General features: G+C 39.2%; 25 protein-coding genes and 1 tRNA gene. 9 read left to right on the plus strand and 17 right to left on the minus strand.

The window, feature by feature from the left end; translation table 11 throughout:
- Positions 1-270 precede the first annotated feature (270 nt).
- The 4 genes from holA to MCO_RS01575 all read right to left on the minus strand — a co-directional run bounded on the left by holA (position 271) and on the right by MCO_RS01575 (position 4,040).
- Entirely contained in the window at positions 271-1,311 is a 1,041-nt protein-coding gene (gene holA, locus MCO_RS01560) for a DNA polymerase III subunit delta (RefSeq protein WP_007552183.1), read from the minus strand.
- Positions 1,312-1,315: 4 nt separating this feature from the next.
- Complete coding sequence (locus tag MCO_RS01565; RefSeq protein ID WP_007552184.1) at positions 1,316-2,110, minus strand: ABC transporter ATP-binding protein; 795 nt, start codon at positions 2,108-2,110, stop codon at positions 1,316-1,318.
- A complete protein-coding gene (locus MCO_RS01570; protein ID WP_007552186.1) occupies positions 2,103-2,999 on the minus strand; it encodes an ABC transporter permease in 897 nt (298 codons plus the stop codon). The genes MCO_RS01565 and MCO_RS01570 overlap by 8 nt, the downstream gene beginning before the upstream one ends.
- A gap of 63 nt (positions 3,000-3,062) precedes the next feature.
- Positions 3,063-4,040, minus strand: a complete 978-nt coding sequence (locus tag MCO_RS01575) for an ABC transporter substrate-binding protein (protein WP_007552188.1) — start codon at positions 4,038-4,040, stop codon at positions 3,063-3,065.
- Positions 4,041-4,235: 195 nt separating this feature from the next.
- Here MCO_RS01575 and MCO_RS01580 point away from each other — a divergent pair.
- Positions 4,236-4,310: transfer RNA gene (locus tag MCO_RS01580), tRNA-Gly, on the plus strand.
- 1,191 nt (positions 4,311-5,501) lie between these two features.
- On the opposite strand, the gene MCO_RS01585 is transcribed toward MCO_RS01580, so the two are convergent.
- Complete coding sequence (locus MCO_RS01585; protein WP_007552190.1) at positions 5,502-6,068, minus strand: NADPH-dependent FMN reductase; 567 nt, start codon at positions 6,066-6,068, stop codon at positions 5,502-5,504.
- Positions 6,065-6,937, minus strand: coding sequence for a bifunctional hydroxymethylpyrimidine kinase/phosphomethylpyrimidine kinase (gene thiD / locus MCO_RS01590; protein ID WP_007552191.1), 873 nt, complete (start codon positions 6,935-6,937; stop codon positions 6,065-6,067). Before thiD ends, MCO_RS01585 begins: the two co-directional genes overlap by 4 nt.
- A gap of 128 nt (positions 6,938-7,065) precedes the next feature.
- Here thiD and MCO_RS01595 point away from each other — a divergent pair, with 128 nt between their 5' ends.
- The 3 genes from MCO_RS01595 to MCO_RS01605 all read left to right on the plus strand — a co-directional run bounded on the left by MCO_RS01595 (position 7,066) and on the right by MCO_RS01605 (position 10,579).
- The gene (locus MCO_RS01595) at positions 7,066-7,872 is read left to right on the plus strand and encodes a 1-acyl-sn-glycerol-3-phosphate acyltransferase (RefSeq protein ID WP_081488136.1); all 807 of its coding nucleotides are present in this window, start codon (positions 7,066-7,068) and stop codon (positions 7,870-7,872) included.
- A gap of 533 nt (positions 7,873-8,405) precedes the next feature.
- Positions 8,406-9,509: a D-alanyl-D-alanine carboxypeptidase family protein gene (locus MCO_RS01600; RefSeq protein WP_007552193.1), complete on the plus strand. Its 1,104-nt coding sequence runs from the start codon at positions 8,406-8,408 to the stop codon at positions 9,507-9,509.
- An 8-nt stretch (positions 9,510-9,517) separates the two neighbouring features.
- On the plus strand, positions 9,518-10,579 hold the full coding sequence (locus MCO_RS01605; RefSeq protein ID WP_196794016.1) for a GTP-binding protein: 1,062 nt from the start codon (positions 9,518-9,520) through the stop codon (positions 10,577-10,579).
- Positions 10,580-11,013: 434 nt separating this feature from the next.
- Here MCO_RS01605 and MCO_RS01610 read toward each other — a convergent pair whose 3' ends face one another.
- From MCO_RS01610 to MCO_RS10475, 4 genes are all read right to left on the minus strand, one after another.
- Positions 11,014-11,763, minus strand: a complete 750-nt coding sequence (locus MCO_RS01610) for a murein L,D-transpeptidase family protein (RefSeq protein WP_007552195.1) — start codon at positions 11,761-11,763, stop codon at positions 11,014-11,016.
- 37 nt (positions 11,764-11,800) lie between these two features.
- Positions 11,801-12,757, minus strand: coding sequence for an acetyl-CoA carboxylase carboxyltransferase subunit alpha (locus tag MCO_RS01615; protein ID WP_040298653.1), 957 nt, complete (start codon positions 12,755-12,757; stop codon positions 11,801-11,803).
- Between the two features lie 78 nt (positions 12,758-12,835).
- The gene (locus MCO_RS01620; protein ID WP_040298605.1) at positions 12,836-13,774 is read right to left on the minus strand and encodes a site-specific tyrosine recombinase XerD; all 939 of its coding nucleotides are present in this window, start codon (positions 13,772-13,774) and stop codon (positions 12,836-12,838) included.
- Position 13,775: 1 nt separating this feature from the next.
- A complete protein-coding gene (locus MCO_RS10475) occupies positions 13,776-13,958 on the minus strand; it encodes a hypothetical protein (protein ID WP_155799330.1) in 183 nt (60 codons plus the stop codon).
- Positions 13,959-14,034: 76 nt separating this feature from the next.
- Here MCO_RS10475 and MCO_RS01625 point away from each other — a divergent pair, with 76 nt between their 5' ends.
- From MCO_RS01625 to MCO_RS01645, 4 genes are all read left to right on the plus strand, one after another.
- A complete protein-coding gene (locus MCO_RS01625) occupies positions 14,035-14,667 on the plus strand; it encodes a shikimate kinase (protein WP_007552198.1) in 633 nt (210 codons plus the stop codon).
- Positions 14,642-15,775 (plus strand): 3-dehydroquinate synthase, encoded by a 1,134-nt coding sequence (gene aroB, locus MCO_RS01630; protein WP_007552199.1) that lies wholly within the window; start codon positions 14,642-14,644, stop codon positions 15,773-15,775. Before MCO_RS01625 ends, aroB begins: the two co-directional genes overlap by 26 nt.
- 409 nt (positions 15,776-16,184) lie before the next feature.
- The gene (locus MCO_RS01640; protein ID WP_007552200.1) at positions 16,185-16,580 is read left to right on the plus strand and encodes an MliC family protein; all 396 of its coding nucleotides are present in this window, start codon (positions 16,185-16,187) and stop codon (positions 16,578-16,580) included.
- Positions 16,581-16,597: 17 nt separating this feature from the next.
- Complete coding sequence (locus MCO_RS01645; protein WP_007552201.1) at positions 16,598-16,999, plus strand: MliC family protein; 402 nt, start codon at positions 16,598-16,600, stop codon at positions 16,997-16,999.
- A 16-nt stretch (positions 17,000-17,015) separates the two neighbouring features.
- Here MCO_RS01645 and mnhG read toward each other — a convergent pair whose 3' ends face one another.
- The 7 genes from mnhG to MCO_RS01680 all read right to left on the minus strand — a co-directional run bounded on the left by mnhG (position 17,016) and on the right by MCO_RS01680 (position 23,788).
- Entirely contained in the window at positions 17,016-17,426 is a 411-nt protein-coding gene (gene mnhG / locus MCO_RS01650; RefSeq protein ID WP_007552202.1) for a monovalent cation/H(+) antiporter subunit G, read from the minus strand.
- Positions 17,423-17,704 (minus strand): K+/H+ antiporter subunit F, encoded by a 282-nt coding sequence (locus MCO_RS01655; protein ID WP_007552203.1) that lies wholly within the window; start codon positions 17,702-17,704, stop codon positions 17,423-17,425. Before MCO_RS01655 ends, mnhG begins: the two co-directional genes overlap by 4 nt.
- On the minus strand, positions 17,701-18,186 hold the full coding sequence (locus MCO_RS01660) for a Na+/H+ antiporter subunit E (protein WP_007552204.1): 486 nt from the start codon (positions 18,184-18,186) through the stop codon (positions 17,701-17,703). Before MCO_RS01660 ends, MCO_RS01655 begins: the two co-directional genes overlap by 4 nt.
- A complete protein-coding gene (locus MCO_RS01665) occupies positions 18,183-19,805 on the minus strand; it encodes a monovalent cation/H+ antiporter subunit D (protein WP_007552206.1) in 1,623 nt (540 codons plus the stop codon). Before MCO_RS01665 ends, MCO_RS01660 begins: the two co-directional genes overlap by 4 nt.
- Complete coding sequence (locus tag MCO_RS01670) at positions 19,805-20,146, minus strand: Na+/H+ antiporter subunit C (protein WP_007552207.1); 342 nt, start codon at positions 20,144-20,146, stop codon at positions 19,805-19,807. Before MCO_RS01670 ends, MCO_RS01665 begins: the two co-directional genes overlap by 1 nt.
- Positions 20,146-23,067, minus strand: coding sequence for a monovalent cation/H+ antiporter subunit A (locus MCO_RS01675; protein ID WP_007552208.1), 2,922 nt, complete (start codon positions 23,065-23,067; stop codon positions 20,146-20,148). Before MCO_RS01675 ends, MCO_RS01670 begins: the two co-directional genes overlap by 1 nt.
- Positions 23,068-23,299: 232 nt before the next feature.
- On the minus strand, positions 23,300-23,788 hold the full coding sequence (locus tag MCO_RS01680; protein ID WP_007552209.1) for a BA14K family protein: 489 nt from the start codon (positions 23,786-23,788) through the stop codon (positions 23,300-23,302).
- Between the two features lie 171 nt (positions 23,789-23,959).
- Between MCO_RS01680 and MCO_RS01685 the strand changes: the two genes are divergently transcribed.
- Positions 23,960-25,057: a carboxynorspermidine decarboxylase gene (locus tag MCO_RS01685; RefSeq protein ID WP_007552210.1), complete on the plus strand. Its 1,098-nt coding sequence runs from the start codon at positions 23,960-23,962 to the stop codon at positions 25,055-25,057.
- The last annotated feature ends 3 nt before the right edge of the window (positions 25,058-25,060 follow it).

The raw sequence follows: 25,060 nt of genomic DNA on the forward strand, positions 1-25,060 counted from the left end.
TTCTGAGAGTAACTTAATATCCTTATTATGAAACAAATTCATAGATAAAAATAATATTTATCTTTCATCAAAGGCATAAAAACAAAAAGTTTTCTCTCCATAAGCCTCTGATTATCACCATAACAGATTACAAGAATGATAAATGCAAATTATGTCATATCCACTTTTGAAAACCGCTATCTTTAGCTTTCAAAAAACAAATAAATCTTATGAGAAAAAACTTATTTCATAAAAGGTTTTCAAATAAACCACCCAACACAACTGAATATTTTAACCAGCCATTTTGCGCCGCGCAGCAATTGTAAGCCCTAGCAAAACTTGACGAATGATAGCTTCACCCAAAAGTGGATTCTTACGGCTATCTAAAACAGCACTTTGAATTCTCTCCATTGCGTAGGAAATATGCTCTAATTTCCAATATCTTAAAGCCTGTTCAACTATTTTTTTCCGTTGAAAAAAAATCGGTGGGCGCGCTTGAGAAACCACTGTAAAAGGCGCTTTCCCTTCAACCTCCACTTGATAACGCAAAAGCTGTAATTGCTGGAAATGCCTTTGTGCCGTACTCAAAATTAAAAAAAGCGCACCATGCAGTGTTGCATGTCGACTAAAATGAGCTTCAAAACTTGACACATCACCCAATAGAAGAGCATCAATCACTTCATCTAAAGAAAGAGCACTCACATTGCTTACAATAGCTTTCACATCTTCAAGAGTAATATGGACATTTGAAGCAAAAAGACAAAGCTTCTCCAATTCACTGCGTGAGACAAGACGATCCCCTCCCAAACTTTCATGCAACCACTTACGCGCATCCAAAGAAAGGGTTTTCTTAAAATGCCCTAAAATCTCATCAATCAAGCCATCAAGAGAACGAGCATCATCCGCAAAACAGGGAAGAGCCATCGCGTTTGATGCCGTTTCAACAACATTGCGTAAACCCGTTCCTTTTTTCAAATCCCCTGCTTCAATAAGAATAAAACACGCTTCTGGCGGTTCCTCAATTAAAAGCTTTAAAGCTGTCAGAAAACCTTTTTGGTTAGCACCATGAGAAACCCATATCAAACGATCTCCCCCAAAAAGCGATAAAGTACGCGCTTCATTTCCTAAACGAGCAGGATCTTTATCAATCTCAGTAGCATCCAAACGAATCGTTGAAAATGGATCCTCTACCGCAACTTGTGTAAGCTTAGCAAAACGCTGCGCACGTTCACAAACAAGACCGCGATCTGGTCCATAAATGAGAATAATAGGAAAAGAACGCGAAAGACGCGTTAGAAAAGTGTCAACTTCATGCGCTTTTTTCTGAGCCAAAATATTAATCCATTAACAGTTCATCATCATCAAGAGCTTCCCCGCGAACTTTCTGAAACATGCCAATTAAATCATTTACATTTAAACCCTTACGCTCTTCTTGACACACATCAAAAATTACCTTTCCACCATGCAACATCAATGTCCGATCACCATGAACAAGAGCCTGACGCATAGAATGCGTTACCATAATAGTTGTTAATTTTTTCTCTTCAACGATTTTTTCAGTTAACCGCATCACAAAATCAGCCATTCCTGGATCTAATGCCGAGGTATGTTCATCAAGCAATAAAACATCCGCATGCGCTAAAGTAGCCATCACAAGACAAACTGCTTGACGTTGTCCACCCGATAAACTGTCCATAGGATTATGGATATACGCTTCAAGACCAATACCTAATTGAGCAATTTCATCTCGGAAAAATTGCCGTTTTTCATGATTTAAGGCTGAACGCAAACCACGGCGGCTCCCCCGAAGAGCAGCAAGAGCCAAATTTTCTTCAATTGTTAAAGAACCACAACTTCCTATTAATGAATCTTGAAAAACACAAGCAACCTCCCCAGCTCTCTCACTTACAGATTGCCTAGAAACATTTTGTCCATTGATCACCACTTTTCCTTCCGTAGGAAGAGTTGCACCTGCTAAAACACTAAGCAAAGTTGATTTACCAGCACCATTTGAACCAATAACCGTAACAAAACTGCCCCGATCAATCTTGAGGTTAATATCAATTAATGCCTGTTTTTCCAAAGGCGTCCGCGGTTTAAATGTAACCCCAACATGAGAAAATTCAATCATGTTTACGCCTCCCCAAATAGCGTGGTATAACAATGGTTGAAACAACTAAAAGCGCAGTGATTAACTGAAGATCTGTCGACGTATCAATACCAATCCCGTTTGCCTCAAACGCAAATTGCACTACTACACGATAAAGTACAGACCCAACAATACAGCTAACAATAATCCAAAAAATACTGCGTGTACGAAAGAGAGTCTCCCCAATAATGACCGCGGCTAAACCAAAAACAATCGTACCAGTTCCACCGGTAATATCAGTAGCAATCGCAGTTTGGATATAAAGAGAACCGCCAAGCGCAACACAAGCATTTGAAAGACCCATGCCAAAATAAATCAACGCTGACGTATGAACCCCTTGCGCCGTAGCCATCCGTGGATTAGCTCCCATTGCTCGCATAGCAAGACCGATTTCACTTTCCAAAAAACGCCAAATTAAAAATGCCACAACCAATAATACAGTACCAACGAAAAGAGGACGCACAAAGACATCAGGCAAGCTAAACAAATTATACAAGGGGGTTAAAGCAGTATCAGAAAGTGCCAAATTAACATTAGAGCCTCCCATAATCCCCATAATACGAAGATTAACCGTATAAAGTGCTGACATTGTTAAAATAGAAGCCAAAAGATTTAAAATACCAAAATGTAAATTCAGCAAAGCTGTTAACAAACCTGCCACCATACCCGCGCAAAAAGCACATGCCATAGCAATCCATGCGTTGAAACCTAAAAGAATCAAAACACCACAAACACACGACCCGAGAAGAAACGAACCATCAACAGTTAAATCAGGAAAATCTAAAACACGAAACGAAAGATAAACTCCAAGTGCAACAAACGCATAAATAAGGCCCAATTCTACAGCACCAGAAAACGCAAATATATTCATGCAAAGACCACTCCATGAAAATTTAACATACTTTTATTGTGTCAACGCCATATGAATGGAAACCTATTGAAGAACTTTTGTCGCACGTTCAATAACTGTCTGAGGTATAACAATGCCAGCTTTTTTGGCTGCTTTCATATCAATTCGGAGGTCATTATTAGCCGCCTGCACAATATCAATATCTCCAGGATTTTCACCTTCCAGAATACGCACAACCAATTTTCCAGCCTCGACCCCCACATCGTAAAAATTTACGCCCTGCGTCATAAAAGGCCCACGCCCAAGAGAATTAGAATCGACAGTAAATACAGGCATATTCACTTCCTGTGTAACCTTTGTTGCTCCCTCTAAAACAGAAAGAACCGTATTATCAGCAGGAATAAAAATAAGATCCACCTTGCCAATTAAAGCTCGTGTTGCCGCTTGCACATCAGAAGATTTAGGTGCTGATGAAGGAATAACTTCAATTCCAGCCTTTTTTGCCACATCTTTTAACATCTTAAGTGTTGAAACAGAATTGGCTTCAGAAGCGTTATAAAGATAACCAATTTTTTTCAAATCTGGCTTTACTTCCTGCAAAAGCTTAACGCTTTTTGTAATATCTATACGGTCAGAAGCTCCAGTCACATTACCACCAGGTTTGGTAAGTGAAGACACTATTTTTGCTCCCATAGGATCAGAAATCGCAGCAAAGACAATAGGAATTGTTCTCGTTGCTGCAAACATTGTTTGTGCTGAAGGCGTACTAATTGCAACAATCACATCAGGTTTATCGCCAACAAATTTACGTGCAATTTGCGTTGCTGTAGAAATATTGCCCTGCGCTGATAGAAAAGTGAGTTCGAAATTTTCACCCTGCTTATAACCATTTTCTTCGAGCACATCTTCTACACCTTTACGAACTGTATCTGCAGCAGGATGTGCCATAATTTGTGTAATTGCAACTTTAACGTGTTTAACGTGATCGCCGGCTTTTGCAAAACTATTGATGATAAAAACAGCTGCAACTGCAATCCATAATACATTTACTCTTCTCAACATTTCACTCCGCCCCTTTTTTGCAACAATTAAAAAGGAAATAATTTATTACTGAAGAATCTTCCAAAATCAATCTTTATTTCCCTTTTTGAAACATGAATAAATAAATCAAACTGAAATGTTATTTTTTTGTTGCAATTCACAAAAGCCTACGCCATACAAGCAGCATCTGAAGCAAAACATGTTTCGAATCAGTGAGCGGGTGTAGCTCAGGGGTAGAGCACAACCTTGCCAAGGTTGGGGTCGTGGGTTCGAATCCCATCGCCCGCTCCATAGTTTGTATATTAGTCTACTTTCGCTTTAATGCTGTAGCTTGACGGCAGGTTTTGTATATTTTGCCACTAGGTTTTATACCAATTTATTTTTTTTCAAAAAGTTTTTTAGGGGTTCTCAAAGGGTCTTCAAAGGTCTTTCAAAGATCATTTAAAGACCCTTTAATACATCTTTTTCTTCATCCTAAAAATCGCAATTTGTGGTGATGAGTTCTTTAGCGGGAATCGCATTATTTGAGAAGCAGCATGATAAGATGGGATGACCTCTTTTAGGGTAAATTGATTGATAGTCTTTTCTTATCCAATGCACATTGTTGAAAGAGAAAAAACGTTTGAGCAATTCGGTCAATTTGACCGAATTTCTCTTCAGTATGTAACTGTGCAATGTTTGCACCATCGCTCCTTGAGAAATAGGTGCAACTTGCACCTATTCCTCATCATAAGAGTAAAGTGGTAAACTTACACCTTGTAAACTAAAAGTGCATCGCGACTGATCAAAGGGTCAAGTTAACCCTTTGATGATCTGTTTCCACAACTTCTATTTTTCGCTGTTTTGTTTTCCCTTATTTGAAGCTTCTAGTACGATTAAAGTAATTAATAAATTGCCCTGTTCATAACAAGTATTGACATTTCAAAAGAATATACAAAAAAACTCACCCAATTCGCCATCTCAAATAATCACAATTTTTATTCATTCACATAACTGTTCATTGCGTTCACTGCCTATAGGCTCTTCTTCTGATGGGTAAGCCACCGCCAACCATTTGGCATTATTTTTCTTATTAATTTAACTGGTATAAAATCAACCTTATTTTTGTGCGCGCAATCAACAATCATTTAATCATGAACACTGGAACCAAAAACATGAAGAATACACGGTTGTTTAGCCAAAAGAGCTAACCACCTCAATCAACGCACAGGAAAATGCGTGAGCAAGCAAATGAACCCACCATAGGCAATATTTTAGCCCATGCCATTGCATCATAACTTCTAAAAATTGTGCCAGCGAAGCTACACAATAATAAATAATCCAATGGTACACACATAGTTTTTTTGCAATGCTTCAAGCTAGACTTAATGAAAAAGAAAGCGCGCTGCAATAATCACTTCTTGCAGTTCTAACGATTGACAAAGAGAGCAAGCATTCTCCTACCACCTACTACTAAATAACGATATTGTTCACCATGTCTTATCATATCCCCCCACCCTTTTGTTTTAAAAATGCGCACATTTCATTAGCAAGCCGCTCACAACGTGCTCGGACCTCTTCACTTATGACTTTCCATGTACGACCTTCATCATCTGATGTAAAATCCTCTTTGGATGAAGCTACTTGGCATTGTAGCGGATAACCGTAAAGCGTGCGCACAACCGGCAATAAATGCTCACACGGCTGTGCGCATTTTTTAGCTGTACTACCATGAGAGATAAGCCCAACCGGTTTATTTAAAAAAGCATCATAAGCCAAATTATCAAGAGCATTTTTTAGAACGCCCGAATAAGACCCTTGATAAAGGGGACTAGCGAGAATAACACCATCAGCTGCCGCGATTGTTTTAACAAACTGACGTACGACAGCACTGGGATTAGCCTCTACATTATGATGATAATCTGGATCAGCAATAGGTAAGGGCTGTTCACGCAAATCAACCCAATGAAGAAATGCACCACACATCAATAGGCAATCTGCCAAACAGTTGGATAAAGTTCTTGTTAACGATGGTTGGCGTATAGACCCCAAAATAATAGCAATATTCAATAAGCTTCTCCTTTATCCCATAGTTCATAAAAATGATGAAGTGGTCCACGACCCTTCCCCACTTGCAAAACGTTTGAGGCAGATAAAGCCCCATTCAAATAGTCTTTTGCCTGTTTAACTGCACAAACTAAAGGCTGTGTAGGCAATAAAGCCGCAATTGCAGCTGAAATAGTACAGCCTGTTCCGTGATCATGCGTAGTTGTCAAACGAGAAGATTCAAGCATGACAAGTTCTTTACTATCACAATAAAGATCTGGGCTAGAACAATCGTAATTCGCTGTACCCTTGCAAGTAAGAGTGCTTAAATGTCCTCCCTTCAACAAAACTGCATTACAACCTAAAGCCAGAAGCTGTGGGGCATATTTGTACATAGCATTTAATGACCATTGCACTTCACATCCCAACAACATGGTTGCCTCAGACAAATTAGGTGTAATAAGTGTTGACATCGGCACAAGAACATCACGCATAATTTCAATTGTATCAGGACTTAAAAGGACATCACCACTTTTTGCAACCATAACAGGATCAAAAACAATAAAGCACGCTTTGTGATAAGCAAGACGCTCTGCTATAATTTGCGCAATCTGAGCATTGGCCACCATGCCAATTTTAACAGCATCAACGTGAATATCCTCAAAAACAGAATCAATTTGATCAGCAACAAAAGAAGCATCCAACGCCTGAAAAGCACGTACACCTTGTGTATTTTGCGCAACAACAGCTGTAACCACACTCATACCATAGGTCTTCATGGCTGAAAAAACCTTCAAATCTGCTTGCATTCCAGCGCCACCAGAAGGGTCAGTCCCCGCAATAGATAAAATCCGTGGAATAAAAAGAATGTCTTGGCTCCCCTGCAACCTCATTAATATTTTTTCCTCATGTTTCAAAATATCAGAAAATAAGTTCCCGAAAAATAGACTTTAAAAAAAACATAAAGAAAAATGTTTTCTCGTGTAAAGTACGTTATATATAGTCTCTTTGCAGATATAAAATGGAAAATATAGTGCTTATCCTTCGTTCTCTTCTTTTTACATTCGCTTTTTATACAACAACCTTTATACAAATGATTCTTTACGCCCCCATCTATTTTCTCATGCCACGTAAAAAAGCGTGGATTGTACCTAAAACATGGGCGCGCATCACACTTTTTTTGCAAAAACATATCGCAGGCACAAACTATGAAATTGAAGGTTTAGAAAACCTCCCTAAAGGAGCTTATATTATTGCTCCCAAACATCAATCTGCATGGGAAACTTTCAGCCTTATCCCCTATTTTGATGATCCCGCTCTTATCCTAAAACGTGAACTAACATGGATTCCATTTTTTGGTTGGTACATGGCAAAAACACAAATTATTCCCATTAATCGAACAACACCCATTAAAGCCTTAAAAACCATTATACAAAAAGCAAAGGAAAAAGCAAAACAAGGGCGCCAAATTCTGATCTTTCCCGAAGGAACACGCCGACAGCCAGGGCAAGAACCAGATTATAAATCAGGGATTATTGCTCTCTACAATGAATTGGGGCTTCAAGTGGTTCCTATTGCACACAATGCTGGTTTATATTGGCCACGAGGCAATTTCCGCCGCTATCCCGGAACAATCCGTGTTCGCATTCTCCCTCCCATAGAAGCTGGTTTAAGCAAACGCGATTTTCTAGACCAACTCGTCCAAAAAACAGAAAAAGCCTGTGATGAATTGCTCTTATTAGCAGCCCAAGATCCTAGCCCTCCCCCTATGCCACCCTGCGCTGTGAAAAAACTTCAAAAACTGAATCATCAGGAATCAACACATTGACTTACAAACAATAATTTATTGCCTTTCATATTGATTTAAAAATACCAAATACAGCATATCTTACTTTCCCTTCTATAATGAATCATCAATTTGATTGTCCGTTATTAAGAAAAAAGCAGCATATAGAAAAATTGAGAAAGAGGTAAATATACCTCTTATAAACACCCTCAAATGCAAAGGCAATTATAACATTGGGAGTAATATAGTGCAATGTACACCTATAAGCATAAAAACGGTGATGCCTAAAAAACTTCATGTTATGCTATTCATGAATAATATCAAGAGATGGGATTAAAGAGCAAAGTGAGATGTTCTACAGCTTTCGTTAATGAAACGATATTACTCTAGAGAATCTTACAATTAGCAAAACCGAATTCAAGGAGCAAAAATAAAGATAAGCGCTGGTTTTACTCCTGAAAAAAAACTCATAAGCTATTAACCATCTGTCCTCTATAATCATGGACTCAAAAATTTTGCGTACTACATTTAAAATAATTCTAAATCAATAATAAGAAGGTATTGGATCTAACTTAATGCAAAGACTCTTTACGCGTTTATTTTTATCTTTTATTTTGAGTTTGGCAAGCACTCTTGCTTTGGCGCAGCCCTTTATATCTGTTGATGTTACAACTAAACGTATCTTAGAGCATAACCAAGCTTTTAAGCGCTGGTATCCAGCTTCCTTAACAAAATTAATGACCGCTTATGTCATTTTTCGCACCATGAGCACAGGGGAAATTTCACCCAACAAACACATCACCATCAGCGAATACGCGGCGAAAGCTCCTGCGCACCGTTCAGGTTACAAAGCTGGCTCTGTTCTCACACTTGATACAGCCTTAAGCATTACTCTGGTTAAATCCACCAATGATTTGGCTATTGCCATGAGTGAAGCGATTGCAGGTTCAGAAGAAGCTTTTGTGCAACAAATGAACAGTGAGGCTCTACGCTTAGGAATGTTTGGAACGCATTTTTCTAATGCAAGTGGATTACCAGATCCATACAATTATTCCACAGCACGCGATATTGCTCTTTTAGCGGTTCAAATTCGTCGAGAATTTCCCCAATATGCCCATTATTTTTCTATACCGGCCATTGATTTTGGTGACAGACGAAAAATCCAACCCAATTCAAACAACCTCATTGGTCGTTTTAACGGAATAGATGGCATGAAAACAGGCTTTATCTGTGCCTCTGGCTTCAATCTTGTTGCCTCAGCAACCCGCAATAAACGCACAATTATTGCCGTCATTTTAGGATCTAACAATGTGAGTGAAAGAGAAGAAAAAGCCGCACAACTTCTTGAAACAGGTTTTTTGCGCCAAGGATCGCTGCAAACAACATTGGTAACACTAAAACCCTATGGAATGAAAAGAGCACAAGCGACCAACATGAAACAACAAACCTGTACACCTGAAGCCGTAAAAATGCACGCCAATTCTTATGATGATCAAGGAAATATTATCCTCACCTCACCTTTAATTGCTGCTTCACCTACTCCCTCTTTTCCTTTACCAGTGCGCCTCATTTCTGCACCACCAACGCGTAAAGCAAAAGCAAAGCCGCTAAAAAAATTCCATACTTCGTATAAAAAACAAGCAAACCACCCTATAACAAAAGCCGCAAGCCACAGCTAATAATGAATATGAAAAAAAAACGCATTCCTCTTACTCTTATTACTGGTTTCTTAGGCTCTGGCAAAACAACTTTACTCAACCGCATGCTACGCGACCCTCTCTTGGCTGAAAGTGCTGTTATAATCAATGAATTTGGTGAAATAAGTATAGACCATTTTCTGGTTGAAAAGACGACAGAAGGAATTATTGAACTCGCCAATGGTTGCTTATGCTGCGATCTGCGCAGTGATCTCATTGATACACTGACAGATTTGATTGATCGCGTTCATAGAGGAAATATCAAACAACTCAATCGCATTATCATTGAAACAACAGGGATAGCTGATCCAGTCCCTATTGTACAAGCTCTTCTAAGCCATCCTACCTTAATTCAAGCAGTGTCTATCGATGCTATTCTTGCAACATTTGACACATTAAGCACACTTTCCATACTCGAACACTACCCTGAAATACGCAAACAATTAGTACTTGCTGACAAAATTGTCCTCACAAAAACAGACCTTACTGCCTCAAAAGTGCTTTTAAATACGCTCATTAACACACTCAAAATGATTAACCCTACAGCACAAATCATCGATGTGCATTCTGATCATTGCTGCCCAAGTATATTAATAAATAAAACATTATGGGATGAAAAAGGAGAGAATACACAACTGAAACAATGGCTCACGCCAGCTCCTCACGATCATGCTCACCATTTGACCATTCGCGCCTTCTCATTAGACTGTGAAGAACCTATAGATTATGCCACTATCGAAACTTTTTTAGATCTCCTAAACAATCTTTATGGTGCAAAATTATTACGTATTAAAGCAATTATTGCATTACGCGACGACCCACAGCGCCCACTTGTATTACACGGTATACAGACATTCTTCCACCCACCAATAAGACTTCCAGCATGGCCAAAAGGAATCACACAAACGCGTTTTGTCATCATTGCCGATGGTGTTGAGAAAGAAGCGATACAAAAACTCCTTGATGCTTTTTTAAACAAACCAGCAATAGATACCGCAGACAAAACCGCCATATTGGATAATCCTCTGATTATTCCAGGAATGAAATTTTAACTTCTTTTCTTCTTTTGAACAAAAATCTTTAATAGATAACACTGTGAATTTTAGAATATTCTCTATAACATCTCACCACAAACGCTAACACATCATTCTTCCCTTTCCCCCACTCTAAAGGACGAAGATTCTTAACCCATATCGATCTCTAATCAGACTAATTTATCTTAAATAGGTACTAACTGCCTATCATTTATGTGATTCATTTCATAAGCTACCAAACAAACTCTGCTCTAAATATTCCATTCAACGACACACTTTTCCACTTAGTTAATGCCAAAAACTAAAATCAGTCAGAAATGACATTGTATTTTCAATATGCATGAATGCGCCTTACATCACCTATACTGAAAGGTAATACTCGACATACAGATAAAAGAATAAAGCATTCTGAAAGAAGTCAAAGGGAAACCATTTTACGATAAAATTGGCACTCACTGCGTTAAAGCAGCTGAAATTTGATCAGAGTTATGATTGAAAACATAACGTTTTTCATAAACAACCACCTTTGGAGGTTTACGATTCTCCTCAAAGAAATCATAACCTTCTTTAAGCATAACCCAAAATTGATAATGAGGATCATCCCTATGACGCGTCATATTGGCATCAGTCATACGAAAAGGAAAAGCCTGCAACTGAAATTCCCTCTGTCCACCTCTAAAAGCATCACGTGCAAAAGCATAAATCTGTGCCATATTCTTATCACTCATGGAATAACAACCAGCAGAAAAGCAAGAACCATGCACCATAAGATTGCTTCCTGTTCGTCCATGGACCTGATCATAAAGGTTAGGAAATCCTATATTAAAAGAAAGATAATATTTCGAATAAGGATTCATTTGGTTTGCACTAACAGTGTAAAAACCTTCTGGCGTCTGAAAGTCCCCTTCCTTATATTTAGGTCCAAGCTGACCAGACCATTTGCAAATGCCATAGCGTGCCATGAGCACAAAAGGTCCTGAACGGGACTGTTTCCAAACTTCGGCAATATTTTCTTCCTTAAAAAACCGCATCATAATCGGCGCATAGGGATCAATATTATACAAAACCATTCTATTTTGAATTTCTTGCGGTAGCGGTTGCTCAACTTTAGCACGGATAGAAGCTGGCAATCTTACCCCACATGCCGTCAATATTCCCATTGCAAACAAAACACACATTGTGATGTATCTGTCGAATGTCATCAAATAAAACTCCAATTTATCCCCTCACAAAAATCATTTATGCTAGAGATCTACCAATTTGAAGATATTTTTCCCAACGGTCTTGTTTAAGAGCTTCCCCACCTTTGCCAGCCATAGCCTTTAAAGCCTCTGAAATAACATCACCTGTTTCATCAATCACAGTTTCTTTTCCTCGATGTGCACCTCCCAAAGGCTCTGGAATAATACCATCAATAATCTTTAATCGATACAAATCTTGAGCAGTAATACGCATATTCGTTGCAGCATCTTTCGCACGAGCAGGATCACGCCATAAAATAGAAGCTGCCCCTTCAGGAGAAATGACAGAATAAATCGCATGTTCTAGCATATACACTTTGTTGGCCGCAGCAATTGCTATCGCCCCCCCTGAACCGCCTTCTCCAATAACAACCGAAACAACAGGAACCTTTAAGCGCAAAGTCGCCGCTGTTGATTGAGCAATTGCTTCTGCTTGTCCGCGCTCTTCAGCGCTCACACCAGGATAAGCCCCTGCTGTATCCACAAAAGTGAGTAATGGCAAACCAAAACGGTCCGCCATTTCCATAATACGTACAGCTTTGCGATACCCTTCTGGACGTGCAGAACCAAAATTATAACGCAAACGAGTTTGCGTATCGTGACCTTTCTCTTGACCTATATACGCAACAGCTTCACCTTTAAAGCGGGCGAAACCCGCTTGAATAGCCTCATCTTCAGCAAACTTACGATCTCCTGCCAAAGGTGTAACATCACTCAGCAAACGTGCAGAATAGTCCATAAAATGCGGGCGATCAGGGTGACGAGCCACTTGTGTTTTTTGCCATGGCGATAATTTTTTGTAAATATCACGCAATGCCGTCTGGGAACGCATTTCAAGACGCGCAATCTCGTCGCTCATATCAAGACTGCCTTCTTCTTGAGAAATCTGTTTTAATTCAAGAATTTTCCCATCGAGATCAGCAACTGGTTTTTCAAAATCAAGATAATTATACATTGTACCTAACTTATTTGGTGTCACTTATACACTTATAATTCGCTTTATAAAGTATTTTTCAAAAACATCACCTTTTCTTTACCCAGCCTTCTGCTCATCGGCAAGTGGGTGATGCTCATTAACTAAATGATAAAGTCCTGCTTCCAAAACATGTGTATAAATCTGGGTGGTAGCAATGTCAGAGTGACCTAATAAATGTTGAACTGCACGCAAATCAGCACCATTCTGCAAAAGATGGCTAGCAAAAGCATGGCGCAACACATGGGGAGACAAGCTGTCATCTTTTATTCCTGCCCTTCTGGCAAGCCTTTTTAACTCCCGTGCAACAACTTGACGAGCAATATACCCTGTTTCTGAATGCGCAGGAAAAAGGTAAAGACTTGCCGTATCCTTTCCTTGATCACGCAATACTAACCATTGTGAAAGAACTTGACATGCTTTTTTTGATAACAACACCATTCGCTCTTTTTTACCTTTACCGCAAACAAAAATATAAGCCTCCTTACCTCGAACAGCCTGCACTGGAAGACTCACCAATTCACTAATACGGAGCCCTGTTGCATAAAGCATTTCAATCAATACCTGAAGACGTAATGCGCGAAGATAATCCTTAGACCCATAATCTGCTTGATTCACTTCCAACTGCGCCAAATCAAGCAATTTTGTTACCCCCTCTTCACTGACGATTTTAGGCAAAGAACGCCCCTGACGAGGCACGTCAATATCATGAGAAGGATCATCTGCTCTCAATCCTTCAGCATAAAGGAATTGATAAAATTGACGCAAAGTCGACAAACGGCGTGCTTGTGAAGATGCCGCAAAACCAAGAGTATGCATAAGCGATAAAAGAGCAATTAAATCCTCTTTTTGTGCTGAAAAAAGCGAAACAGAATACGAAGACAATTCGTCTTGTGCCCACTGCAAATCATGCTGATAAGCCGCAAGCGTATGAGGAGAAGCCCCTCGCTCCGCACTCATCATCTCAAGAAAATGATCTATCACAGCATCACTTTTCATTTCATTCATTCGCTTTTGAAGAAAGATCTAATGAATCCAAGGGGACGTTGATATAAGTATCTACAGTTACCGGTTCAACCCAAACTGTAAGAGCAACCATTATACTAAAAAGGATAGCAAGCGAAATGAAAAGAATCATCAAAAATCTGGTCAATGTTGGCATAAGATAATAAACTATTTCCAAAATACTCTACCTCTTATCATACCTTACAAAGATTAACAGGAATTGACTTTAAAGCAGATAAATGCCGAAATAAGCTATGAAAAGTAATCAACCTAAATATATCTCGATGACACAGATAAAGAAGCAGCTCTTATCAACTCTGGATACACGAGCACTTGTACTTGTAGGTCTTATGGGTGCAGGCAAATCAGTGATCGGAAAACGCGTTGCTACCATACTCCATTTACCCTTTTACGATTCTGATCAGGAAATCGAAAAAGCTGCCCAAATGACCATTACTGAACTCTTTGAAACTTATGGTGAACCGGAATTTCGTGCTCTTGAACAGCGTGTTATTCTAAATCTCATTAAAAAAAAACCTCTTGTTTTAGCAACAGGTGGCGGTGCCTACATAAACCAAAACATCCGAAAAGCTATTCATCAAAATGGAATATCTATCTGGCTCAAAGTAGATCTTGATATCCTCATGAAACGTGTTTCACGGTGTCCAACCCGACCACTTCTTCAAACAGAAAACCCTAAAGAAACTATGCAAAAACTCATGGAACAGCGTTATCCTATCTATGCAAAGGCAAATTTAACAATTAACAGTCACAAAGAAAACCGTCATACCATAGCAAAAAATGTCATACGATCTGTACAGCATTACCTCTTTACAGAAAATAACAATAGGAATAACAAGCATGCAAGCCAAAACCGTTACTGTTAAACTGGACAAGCACTGTTACAATATCATCATTGGCCCAAATCTCATTGCTCAAACTACTTTGCTGATTAAGCGTTCTCTTCACCAAACAGATTTTCATCAAACACGTTTGGCAGTTGTTACAGATACAAATGTTGCATCCCTTCATTTGGATACATTACAGACAGAGTTAACAAAAAATAAAATTCATGCTGTTCCTATTGTTGTAGAAGCAGGAGAACAATCAAAATCATTTTCAACTCTGCAAACCGTTATTGATAAAATTCTTGCTGCACGTTTAGAAAGAGGTGACAGCGTTATTGCTTTTGGTGGCGGTGTCATTGGTGACTTAGGAGGGTTTGCCGCAAACATCATACGCCGCGGTATGAATTTCATTCAGATACCCACAACGTTACTTGCACAAATTGATTCTTCTGTTGGTGGAAAAACTGGAATCAATAGCCGATATGGTAAAAATCTTATTGGTACCTTTTATCAACCACGCTGTGTTATCGCTGATACTTGTATCCTTGATACATTACCATTGCGCCAATTTCGTGCTGGTTACGCTGAAATGGTTAAATATGGGCTCATTAACCAGCCTGATTTCTTTGAATGGCTTGAAAAAAACGGGCAAAAAATTTTTTCTAATGGCCCTATGCGAACAGAAGCCATTGTCCGCTCGTGCCAATTTAAAGCTGACATTGTAGCACGCGATGAATACGAAACAGGAGAACGCGCACTCTTAAACCTTGGTCATACATTTGGACATATGCTTGAAACAGCAACAGCTTACGACTCAAACCGTTTAATCCACGGCGAAGCTGTAGCAATTGGGATAACTCTAGCTCACCAATTCTCCGCTCAACTGAATTTAATAAACCCCACACTCACACACCGCATCGAAACACACCTTAAAGCAGTGGGGTTACCTACACAACTACAAGATATCCCAGGTAAGCTACCAGATGCTGAAACACTGATGACTCTCATCTCCCAAGATAAAAAAGTCTCAAAAAACAATTTGACCTTCATCTTAACACGCGGACTTGGCCAATCATTTATTGCAAAAAATGTCTCCTCAGAGGCAGTTCTAACTTTTCTGGAACAAAAATTAGCGAAAATTCGTTAATTCATATTGAATATAATTGATTCGTTTTTATACTTCTATTAAAGGAATAAACATGATGATGTCTGCGTAGCTCAGTAGGATAGAGCACAGGATTCCTGAAGAAATTGGGCGCTTTAAGGAGAAATCCTCAAAGTGGATCTGCTCAAATTCGGGGAAAGCTTTATGGGAACTTCCCCATGCCAATCCCGAGCCAAGCCTCTCTTCAAAAGAGAGGAAGGTGTAGAGACTGAACGGGCAGCGCCTAAAGAGCATAAGCTTTAAGGTGAAGAGACAGTCCAGACCACACACAGTCTGTAAAGCTGGCGGTGAAAACCGAAGTGGTATGAATCCTGGGGTCGCAGGTTCGAATCCTGCCGTAGACACCATCACATAAGTTAAATTATTCTTCTGCTTAATATAGGGAAGCATTATGAGAAAAACTCTACATATTTTAGGATTTTTGACCGCTTCAAGTCTATCACTCTTTAGCTCAGGCAGTACCTTGGCTGCTACTTTAACTTTAGAAGTACCAGACAATCCAGAGCCAACAACACGAACCATTGCCTATCAATGTGATATTGGAAAAAGTAAAGAGCGTGTTGAAGCAACTTATCTCAATGCCGATGATATTTCATTGGTTGATTTTAAATGGAAAGGTGATCGCGTTATTGCTGCAAATGTCATTGCCGATACAGGGAAAAAATATGAAGGGGCACAATATATTTGGTGGGAAGTGAACAACGAAGTCACACTTCATAACCGTGTTCACGACCCAGAAGGAAAAAAACTCATCCACTGTAAGGATGAAACAATGCTATTATTCTAAATAACTAGGTAAACATTATGAAAAAAAAATTTTTTAATTTACAATTTTTAGGCGTTTTAAGCTTATCTCTGTTTAGTTCAATCAGTGCTTTTGCTGGTTCTTTGGTCATCGAGGTGCCAGACGATCCAGAACCAACAAAAGAAACCATAGTCTATCAATGTAATACTGGTAATACCGAAACAAAAAAAGAGCGTGTTGAAGCAACCTACTACAATGCCGGTGAGATTGCGTTAGTTGATCTCAAATGGAACGGAAAGCGCATCATCGCTTCCAATGTCATTGCTGCTTCTGGAGCAAAATATGTGGGAGCTCAATATATTTGGTGGACACAAAAAGATGAGGCGACATTTTATGACCTCATTAATGATCCAAAGGAGGAAATGCCCCTCAACTGTGTAGAAGAAAAAGGCACAGAATAAAGAAAGTTCCTACATACTAGAAATCACGCTGGTTCTTATCGCATGATGTTCCTTCTAATATGGATATCTGTTCTTCCATCTGACGCGACAAAAGAGCCAGCGGTTTTTCTTGTTCATTTTCTGAATGGTCTCGGTAAGCCCCCGCTTGCGATACCAACATGGAAGCTACAGGTATTGTCACAAGTAAAAAAAACATCAATAATATTTCATGAAAAACAAAGTGATGGTCCACAAATATTGAATAAAGAAACGAGGAAATAAGAATACTACCCGCCCCCCAACTTGTACTCAGTGAAAGCATATGCAAGCGCTTATAAAAACTAGAAAGACGCACCAATCCTATCGCTCCAATCAGTGTGAGCCCAGATCCCAATACTAAAAAAACTGTGATAGCAATAGCAACCACAAGCGATACATCATCGTTCATTCAATAATCTCTCCCCGCATTAAAAATTTTGCCAAAGCAATGCTTGATATAGGGCCTAAAAGCCCAATAATGAGAGCTGCTACAAAATAAATGGTTGTTCCTGAACGAATATCAAATGTAAGAAACAAAAGAATTGTGGTTATATAAAGAGCATCCAACCCCACAATCCGATCTTGCGCTCGTGGACCACAAATCAACCGAAATAGCGCTGGAATCATCGCCAAACCTAAAAAAAACTGCGAAAGCAAAATCCCCCAATAAAGGATCATCATACTCATGAGAAAATCTCCAAAAGCAATTGCTCATACCGTTGTTTGATAAACTGTTGGTAGTTATACTCATTTTTAAAATTCAAAACATGAAGCAAAAGCTCACCATTTTTTCTATTATAGGCAATCCAAACGGTTCCTGGAGTGACAGAAAAGATGCATGCTAAAACAGCCAAAGCGGTACGACTCTCGAGCAAAAGAGGCACGACAATAAAACCCGACTGCTGTTTTTTAGACCTTTTTGTTAAAACAAAGTAAGCCACCGAAATATTTGAAAGTATAGAATCGATAAACACACGAAAAACGAGACGAAAAACTGCACTCCAGTTTTTAATCGTGATCTTTTCCGGTTCAAGAAACCGCATAACCCAACCACTAAACAAAGCAATTATAATACCTAAAAGAAATTGACCTAAACTAAAACCGTTTAAGGTCAACCACATAAAAACAATCATACCACTGAAAAAAGGGAAAGGACAAAAATAGCTCATTGATTCATCTCCTTCTTTTCAAGAGAAAAATCACCTAAAACGCTCCCAATATAATTTTGGGAATCATACAAAGTCTTTGCTGTTTCAGACATATAATGACTAACAGGACCAGCTGCAATTGTTATAAGGAAACACAAAGCAAGGAGAATAGCAATTGGTGCGAATTCTATGACCTGCACACGCGGAATCCTTCCCTCAAGAGAAACCCAAAAAGTTCGAATACCCGTTCGTGTCAAAGCAATCAAAGCCGCAAAACCAGAGAGAGTAACAAAAATCACAAAGAACCAATCATAGTAAACTGGTAAAGAAGCAGACAAATCTCCCTTAGTATGGTCTAAAATTGCTGTGAACATCATAAATTTAGCGACAAAACCAGAAAAAGGTGGTAAACCAATAATCAAAATAGCACAAATACTAAAACAAGCCCCCAGAATTGCTAAAGTTACCGGTAAATAAGTACCGACTTCATCATCTTCTTCCTCTTCATCATCACCATACACTTCCATTGTGACAGTCAAAACATTAGCAGCCACATCTTGGCAACGTTCAACCAATTCCACCAGAAGAAAAAAAGCACCAAGTGCTAAAGTTGAAGAAACAATGTAAAAGAGCGCTCCTGCTGTCAGCGCTGTATTACCGATCCCAATCGCTGCCAATAATGTACCAGAAGAGACAAGAACGCTATAGGATGCCAAACGTACCAAAACTTGGCTAGCCAACACCCCAACAAAACCAAAAGCCATAGTGGCAAGCCCACCATAAAATAAAATCGTATGACCGAAATGGTTAAAATATCCACTTTCAGGACCAAACCATAACAACGTCAAACGTAAAATAACGTAAATACCCACCTTGCTCAAAAGCGCAAAAGAAGCCCCAACAGGCGCTACCGCTGCGCTGTAAGTCGGCATCAACCAAAAATTAAGTGGCCACATGCCCGCTTTTAGTAAAAAAGTAATACCCAAAAACACAGCACCTATTTCGAATAAAACAATATCTTCCGCAGCTATATGCCTTATTTTTACAGCCAAATCAGCCATATTAAGGGTGCCAACGACTCCATAAATGAGAGCCGCACCAGTTAAAAAAAACAATGAAGCAACCAGATTAACCACAACATAATGCAACCCCGCACGCACACGAAACTGACCAGAACCATGCAATGCAAGCCCATAAGAAGCCGTTAACATAACTTCAAAAAACACAAATAAATTGAACAAATCACCTGTCAAAAAAGCACCGTTTATTCCAACCATAAAAAATTGCATCAATGACTGAAAATGAGGACCTGCTTTATACCAATGAGCCTGTGCAAAAACCAACGCGCTCATCATCAACAAGCTGGAAAGTAAAAGCATCATAGCATTTAAGCGATCAAGAACCAAAACAATTCCAAAAGGAGAAGGCCAATTACCAAGTCGATAAACGTGGGAAGACGGAGCAACTTCAAGAGCACGCATGATCAATAAAACAGCGATAATGACCAATAATCCCGCAGAAAAAAGACTTATAAATGATTTAAGTTTTGAACGGCGTTCATCATAAAAAAGGAGGAGTGCTCCAGTGCTTAAAGGTAAAAGAATAGGCAAAATGAGAAGATGCTGCACGCAAGCTTCCATCACTGCACCTCACGTCCATCAACGTGATCTGAACCTGTTAATCCTCGTGAAACCAGAAGTATAACCAAAAATAAAGCTGTCGTTGCAAAACCAATCACAATTGCTGTTAAAACCAAAGCTTGTGGAAGAGGGTCGACATAATTTTCTGGATTGATCACCATAGAAGAATCAACAATCGGTGCAGCATTGCTACGCGGTCTACTCATTGAAAATATAAAAAGATTGACACCATAGGACATCAAAGACAAACCAAGAATAACTTGAAAAGTTCGTGGGCGTAGCACAAGCCAAATGCCTGATCCAACAAGCACACCAATACCCAAAGAAAGAACAATTTCCATTAATTTTCCTTCTCATCCAGAATAGGTTTCTTACCGATTCGGTAACTACGAATTGACTGATGTGCAAGTGCAATTAAAATGAGAACAGTTGCTCCCAACACAAGAGAAAACACGCCAAAATCAAACAAAAAAGCAGATGCCATAGGAACATTCCCAATCAACGGAAGATGTATATACTGAAAAAAAGAGGTTAAAAAAGGATACCCAACGAACCAAGCCCCAACTCCCGTTGTAACTGACAACAATAAACCAAATCCCATCCAACGCAAGGGCAAAACTCTCAAATGATTTTCTACCCAACGAATATCACGTGCAAGATATTGCAAAATAAAACCTATCGCTAGAGTCACACCACCGACAAATCCACCTCCTGGAAGATCATGCCCCCGTATAAATAAATAAACCGAAAAAGCGATAATAATTGCAAAAAGCCAACCCATTATAACAGCAGGAACAATGAGATAATTCAACACTGTATCCCCCACATTCCGATCAGGCTGTGCCATATCAAAAGCTTTCTGAATACGTTGTTGAAAAGGCGCATCAATACTTTCAGGAGCAGGACGAAACCGTCTTAAAAGAGCAAAAACAGTGAGTGAGACAACACCTAAAACGACAATTTCTCCCATAGTATCAAAACCACGGAAGTCCACCAACAACACATTCACAACATTGCGACCACCAGCACCCGAATAAGCATTGGTAAGAAAAAAATCGGAAACTTTCGTACCTTGAGGACGTGTCATCATCGTAAAGGAAAGCCACGCTACCCCGACACCTCCCACAATAGCTATGACAAAATCACGTGCACGACGCAAACGCACAAAAAAACGAACAGGCGTTGGATCAGGATTATGCAAACGCTTAGGCAACCACCGCAAACCAAGCAACAATAAGACAGTCGTCACAACTTCAACTACCAATTGCGTTATTGCTAAATCTGGTGCAGAAAGCCATAAAAAGGTTGCACAAGTCATTAAGCCAGCGCCACTTAAGAGCATGAGAGATGCAAGGCGGTGAAACTTTGCTTGCCAAGCAACTAAAAGCGCACATAATCCGCCAACCACCCAAAGAGCAAGAAAAGGAATATCAAGCGGAAAAAGTGGTAACGAACCTACAGGAATGAAACCATCACACCAAAGCAAAAGACCAACAAATGTAAAACAAACACCAAAAATCCAGTGTAACTGTATTTGCAAGCGACGTGTTGACAAAATAGATTCCACTGCACGTGCCCATTTCCAAGAAATAATTACGAGAATGCGTTCAAAAATACGATGTCCTTTCAAGTGACGAAAAAAAGGAGGCCCATCATCACAGGATAAAAAATAACGATGCCCAACAGCATAGAGCAATCCCCCTCCTGATAAAGCCACCAAACTCATCATTAATGGAGTATTAAAACCATGCCAAACAGCCAAACTATAAGGAATTGTTATCGGCCCTAAAACAGAAACAACAGCATTATCCAAAATAGTCCCTATCGTTAAATTAGGAAAAATACCAACTGCCAAACAAATAAACACCAAAAGTTCCATAGGTAAACGCATAAAACGCGGTGGTTCATGAGGAGTTTTCGGTAAACTAATAGGTTTGGGTCCTAAAAAGACACCATGAATAAAACGTATAGAGTAGGTCACACTAAACAGACTAGCCAGTGTTGCTACATAAGGTGCAATCCAATCAAGCCATGACTCCATATGCGTTTCAACCGCTTCAGCAAAAAACATCTCTTTCGATAAAAAACCATTCAATAAAGGAACCCCCGCCATCGCTGCACTCGCGACTAAAGCAAGAGTTGCAGTAATAGGCATAGAGCGATAAAGACCTGTCAGCTTACGCATATCACGTGTTCCCGTCTCATGATCAATAATGCCAGCGGCCATAAATAAAGAAGCTTTAAAAGTAGCATGATTGGCCATATGAAAAATCGCCGCAACACATGCAAGTGGGCTAGCAAGACTTAAAAGCGTGGTAATCAATCCAAGATGGCTAATCGTTGAGTAAGCAAGCAACCCTTTTAAATCTTGCTGAAACATGGAAAAATAGGCTCCAAGCAAAAGTGTTGAGAGACCTGAAAAGCCAACCAGCCAAAACCAAGATTCTGTCCCAGAAAGCACCGGCCATAACCGAACAAGCAAAAATAATCCTGCTTTAACCATTGTTGCCGAATGCAAATAAGACGATACAGGCGTTGGAGCAGCCATCGCATTAGGCAACCAAAAATGGAACGGAAACTGCGCACTTTTTGTTAACCCTCCCAGTAAAATACAAATAAGAACAGGATTATAAAGAGGACTTGATCGGATCATATCGCCCGACTGCAATACCTTATCCAAATCAAAACTGCCAACGATATTGCCAATCAGTAAAACTCCAATAAAAAGGGCAAAACCACCAAAGCCTGTAATCGTTAAAGCCATACGAGCACCTTCACGTGCACTCGCGTTATGATACCAATACCCGATCAACAAAAAGGAAAAAATACTAGTAAGTTCCCAAAAAACAACCAAAAAGATAAGATTGCCTGATAAGACTATTCCTGTCATCGACCCCATAAAGGCCAGAAAAAAAGAAAAAAACCGCGGTACAGAATCTGCTGGATCCATATAATAACGCGCATAAACAACAACAAGCAGTCCAATTCCTGTAATGAGCAAGCAAAAAAGCCACGATAGACCATCCATACGGAGAATCAAATCACTTCCCGATTCTGGAAGCCAAGAAATATCTAAACGCACTACACGATTTCCGCGAACTGCAGAATAAAGCATTATTGTAAAAAGAAAACTGAAAAGCGCAATGGCTCCCGCAAACCACGCTTCATTATTTTTTGCTGTCGAACGAAAAAATCCAATAACAGCACTTCCACAAAAGGGAAGCAAAACGAGCAATATCAACATTGCTTCCCGTGTTGTCATTCTTTAAGCTCCATCCTGCCCTTAACATTTTGTCATCGACAAAATAAAATTTACATTATCCCCCATCCCACACTTAATGATAATAAGATTTAATAAAACTTAAAAGCATTTAAAATTTAAAAAAACTGCCGCCGCATGAAAAAAACAACACAGCGTAATTCCCCCTTTATTTTAAGAGCAGTAACGAACACGGCAAGATACTTATAACTATTTTTTTTACATTTAATAATTTTTATCCTTTAAAAAAGCGCGAAAGACACTGCTTACGAGGACCATGAAAAGGCTGATAGCTATTATCATCTTTATTGTAAGAACGATAACGCGTACGACAAGATTCGATATGTTGTTTAAGCCACCCTAGCTCTTTTTTCTCTAAAAAAGAGATTAAAAACATCCTTTTCGCATCTGATGTAACCTTTAATGGCGGCCATTTTGTGTTTAGCTGTGGTGCTGTAACAAAGGCTGCTTCAGGATACCACCAATTATCTCTATATTTAACATAACCACGTCGATAATTATGGTACCCCTTAAAACCATTAAGTTCTCTACGCCCTGTAAAAATTAAAGGCACCGAACTTTCTTGAATAAAAGTTTGAGGCACCACTTTGACTTTAGCATTACTTTTATTTTGCAATAAATCAACGATATTGGTTGTTACAATGAAAAGACTTCCAACAAATACAAAAGCTAAAACATAATATAATTTTTTTGTCATACACATAACGCAAGTCTCAAAACAACAAAAACAAAACTCAGTTACAGAAAACCTCTCTATTGCTAGACAAAAACAGATTCTTTTTTTAAAACTGCTTTTTCTTGAGATATTCTGTTACTCTTTGTACTAAACGTTAATCCTAGCAATAAGATCCCTTCAAAAGAGAATGGATAAACAATGATTAAAACTCCCTATTATCTTATAGATAAATCTAAGCTCATAAAAAATATGGAAATTATCACTCGTTTACGCAAAATGTCTGGAGCAAAAATTTTGCTTGCTTTGAAATGTTTTGCCACATGGAGTGTTTTTGATTTAATGTCTGAGTTTATGGATGGAACCACATCATCCTCTCTTTATGAATTGCATTTAGGAAGAGAAAAATTTGGCAAAGAAACTCATGCCTATTCGGTCGCCTGGGCAGATGATGAAATTGATGAAGCCTGTAGCTACGCAGATAAAATCATCTTTAATTCAATCCAACAACTTCAACGTTTTGCCAACGCCACAAAAAACATTCAACGAGGCTTAAGGTTAAATCCAGGCATCAGCGCATCAAATTTTGATCTTGCCAATCCCTCTCGTCCTTTTAGTCGTTTGGGCGAAACGAACCAAAGCGCTATTAAAGAGGTCTTACCTCTCATCAATGGCTTGATGATCCACAACAACTGTGAAAATGCTGATTTTAATCTTTTCAACCAAATGCTGAGTCACATGGAAGAAAAATTTGCAGAACTCTTTACCGCGGCTGACTGGATAAGCCTAGGTGGTGGAATTCATTTTACAGCTGAAAATTACCCGTTGGAAGCTTTTGCAGAACGCTTAAAACGTTTTTCAAAAACCCACGATGTCACCATTTTTCTGGAACCAGGAGAGGCTGCTATTACCAAAAGCACCACATTAGAAGTTAGTGTTCTTGATACATTATATAATGAAAAGAATCTCGCTATCGTTGATAGCTCAATTGAAGCCCATATGCTTGATCTTCTTATTTACCGCGAAAATGCAAAATTAGAACCTAATCAAGGACCTCACGAAATTATGGTATGCGGAAAATCCTGTCTCGCTGGTGATATTTTTGGAACATTTCGGTTCCCTGAACCTCTTAAAATAGGTGATAGATTGTCTTTTCAAGACGCTGCAGGTTATACAATGGTCAAGAAAAACTGGTTCAATGGCGTTGCAATGCCCGCAATTGTCATCAAAGAATTTGATGGAACGCTAACAATTCAACGCCAATTCAGCTATAGTGATTACCAAAAGAGCCTTTCGTAACCG

The sequence above is a fragment of the Bartonella sp. DB5-6 genome (assembly GCF_000278115.1).
GTDB lineage: Bacteria > Pseudomonadota > Alphaproteobacteria > Rhizobiales > Rhizobiaceae > Bartonella > Bartonella refiksaydamii.

Excerpts from the sequence above, each read along its gene's own strand:
- MCO_RS01570 (WP_007552186.1), bottom strand. The coding sequence starts at position 2,999 with ATGAATATATTTGCGTTTTCTGGTGCTGTAGAATTGGGCCTTATTTAT.
- MCO_RS01640 (WP_007552200.1), top strand. The coding sequence starts at position 16,185 with ATGAGAAAAACTCTACATATTTTAGGATTTTTGACCGCTTCAAGTCTA.
- MCO_RS01615 (WP_040298653.1), bottom strand. The coding sequence starts at position 12,757 with ATGTATAATTATCTTGATTTTGAAAAACCAGTTGCTGATCTCGATGGG.
- mnhG (WP_007552202.1), bottom strand. The coding sequence starts at position 17,426 with ATGAACGATGATGTATCGCTTGTGGTTGCTATTGCTATCACAGTTTTT.
- MCO_RS01610 (WP_007552195.1), bottom strand. The coding sequence starts at position 11,763 with ATGACATTCGACAGATACATCACAATGTGTGTTTTGTTTGCAATGGGA.
- MCO_RS01620 (WP_040298605.1), bottom strand. The coding sequence starts at position 13,774 with ATGAAAAGTGATGCTGTGATAGATCATTTTCTTGAGATGATGAGTGCG.
- MCO_RS01670 (WP_007552207.1), bottom strand. The coding sequence starts at position 20,146 with ATGGAAATTGTTCTTTCTTTGGGTATTGGTGTGCTTGTTGGATCAGGC.
- MCO_RS01565 (WP_007552184.1), bottom strand. The coding sequence starts at position 2,110 with ATGATTGAATTTTCTCATGTTGGGGTTACATTTAAACCGCGGACGCCT.
- MCO_RS01575 (WP_007552188.1), bottom strand. The coding sequence starts at position 4,040 with ATGTTGAGAAGAGTAAATGTATTATGGATTGCAGTTGCAGCTGTTTTT.
- MCO_RS01680 (WP_007552209.1), bottom strand. The coding sequence starts at position 23,788 with ATGTGTATGACAAAAAAATTATATTATGTTTTAGCTTTTGTATTTGTT.
- MCO_RS01625 (WP_007552198.1), top strand. The coding sequence starts at position 14,035 with ATGAAAAGTAATCAACCTAAATATATCTCGATGACACAGATAAAGAAG.
- thiD (WP_007552191.1), bottom strand. The coding sequence starts at position 6,937 with ATGAGGTTGCAGGGGAGCCAAGACATTCTTTTTATTCCACGGATTTTA.
- MCO_RS01660 (WP_007552204.1), bottom strand. The coding sequence starts at position 18,186 with ATGAGCTATTTTTGTCCTTTCCCTTTTTTCAGTGGTATGATTGTTTTT.
- MCO_RS01595 (WP_081488136.1), top strand. The coding sequence starts at position 7,066 with ATGGAAAATATAGTGCTTATCCTTCGTTCTCTTCTTTTTACATTCGCT.
- MCO_RS01655 (WP_007552203.1), bottom strand. The coding sequence starts at position 17,704 with ATGAGTATGATGATCCTTTATTGGGGGATTTTGCTTTCGCAGTTTTTT.
- MCO_RS01685 (WP_007552210.1), top strand. The coding sequence starts at position 23,960 with ATGATTAAAACTCCCTATTATCTTATAGATAAATCTAAGCTCATAAAA.
- MCO_RS01645 (WP_007552201.1), top strand. The coding sequence starts at position 16,598 with ATGAAAAAAAAATTTTTTAATTTACAATTTTTAGGCGTTTTAAGCTTA.
- aroB (WP_007552199.1), top strand. The coding sequence starts at position 14,642 with ATGCAAGCCAAAACCGTTACTGTTAAACTGGACAAGCACTGTTACAAT.
- MCO_RS01600 (WP_007552193.1), top strand. The coding sequence starts at position 8,406 with ATGCAAAGACTCTTTACGCGTTTATTTTTATCTTTTATTTTGAGTTTG.
- MCO_RS01675 (WP_007552208.1), bottom strand. The coding sequence starts at position 23,067 with ATGACAACACGGGAAGCAATGTTGATATTGCTCGTTTTGCTTCCCTTT.
- MCO_RS01665 (WP_007552206.1), bottom strand. The coding sequence starts at position 19,805 with ATGGAAGCTTGCGTGCAGCATCTTCTCATTTTGCCTATTCTTTTACCT.
- MCO_RS01605 (WP_196794016.1), top strand. The coding sequence starts at position 9,518 with ATGAAAAAAAAACGCATTCCTCTTACTCTTATTACTGGTTTCTTAGGC.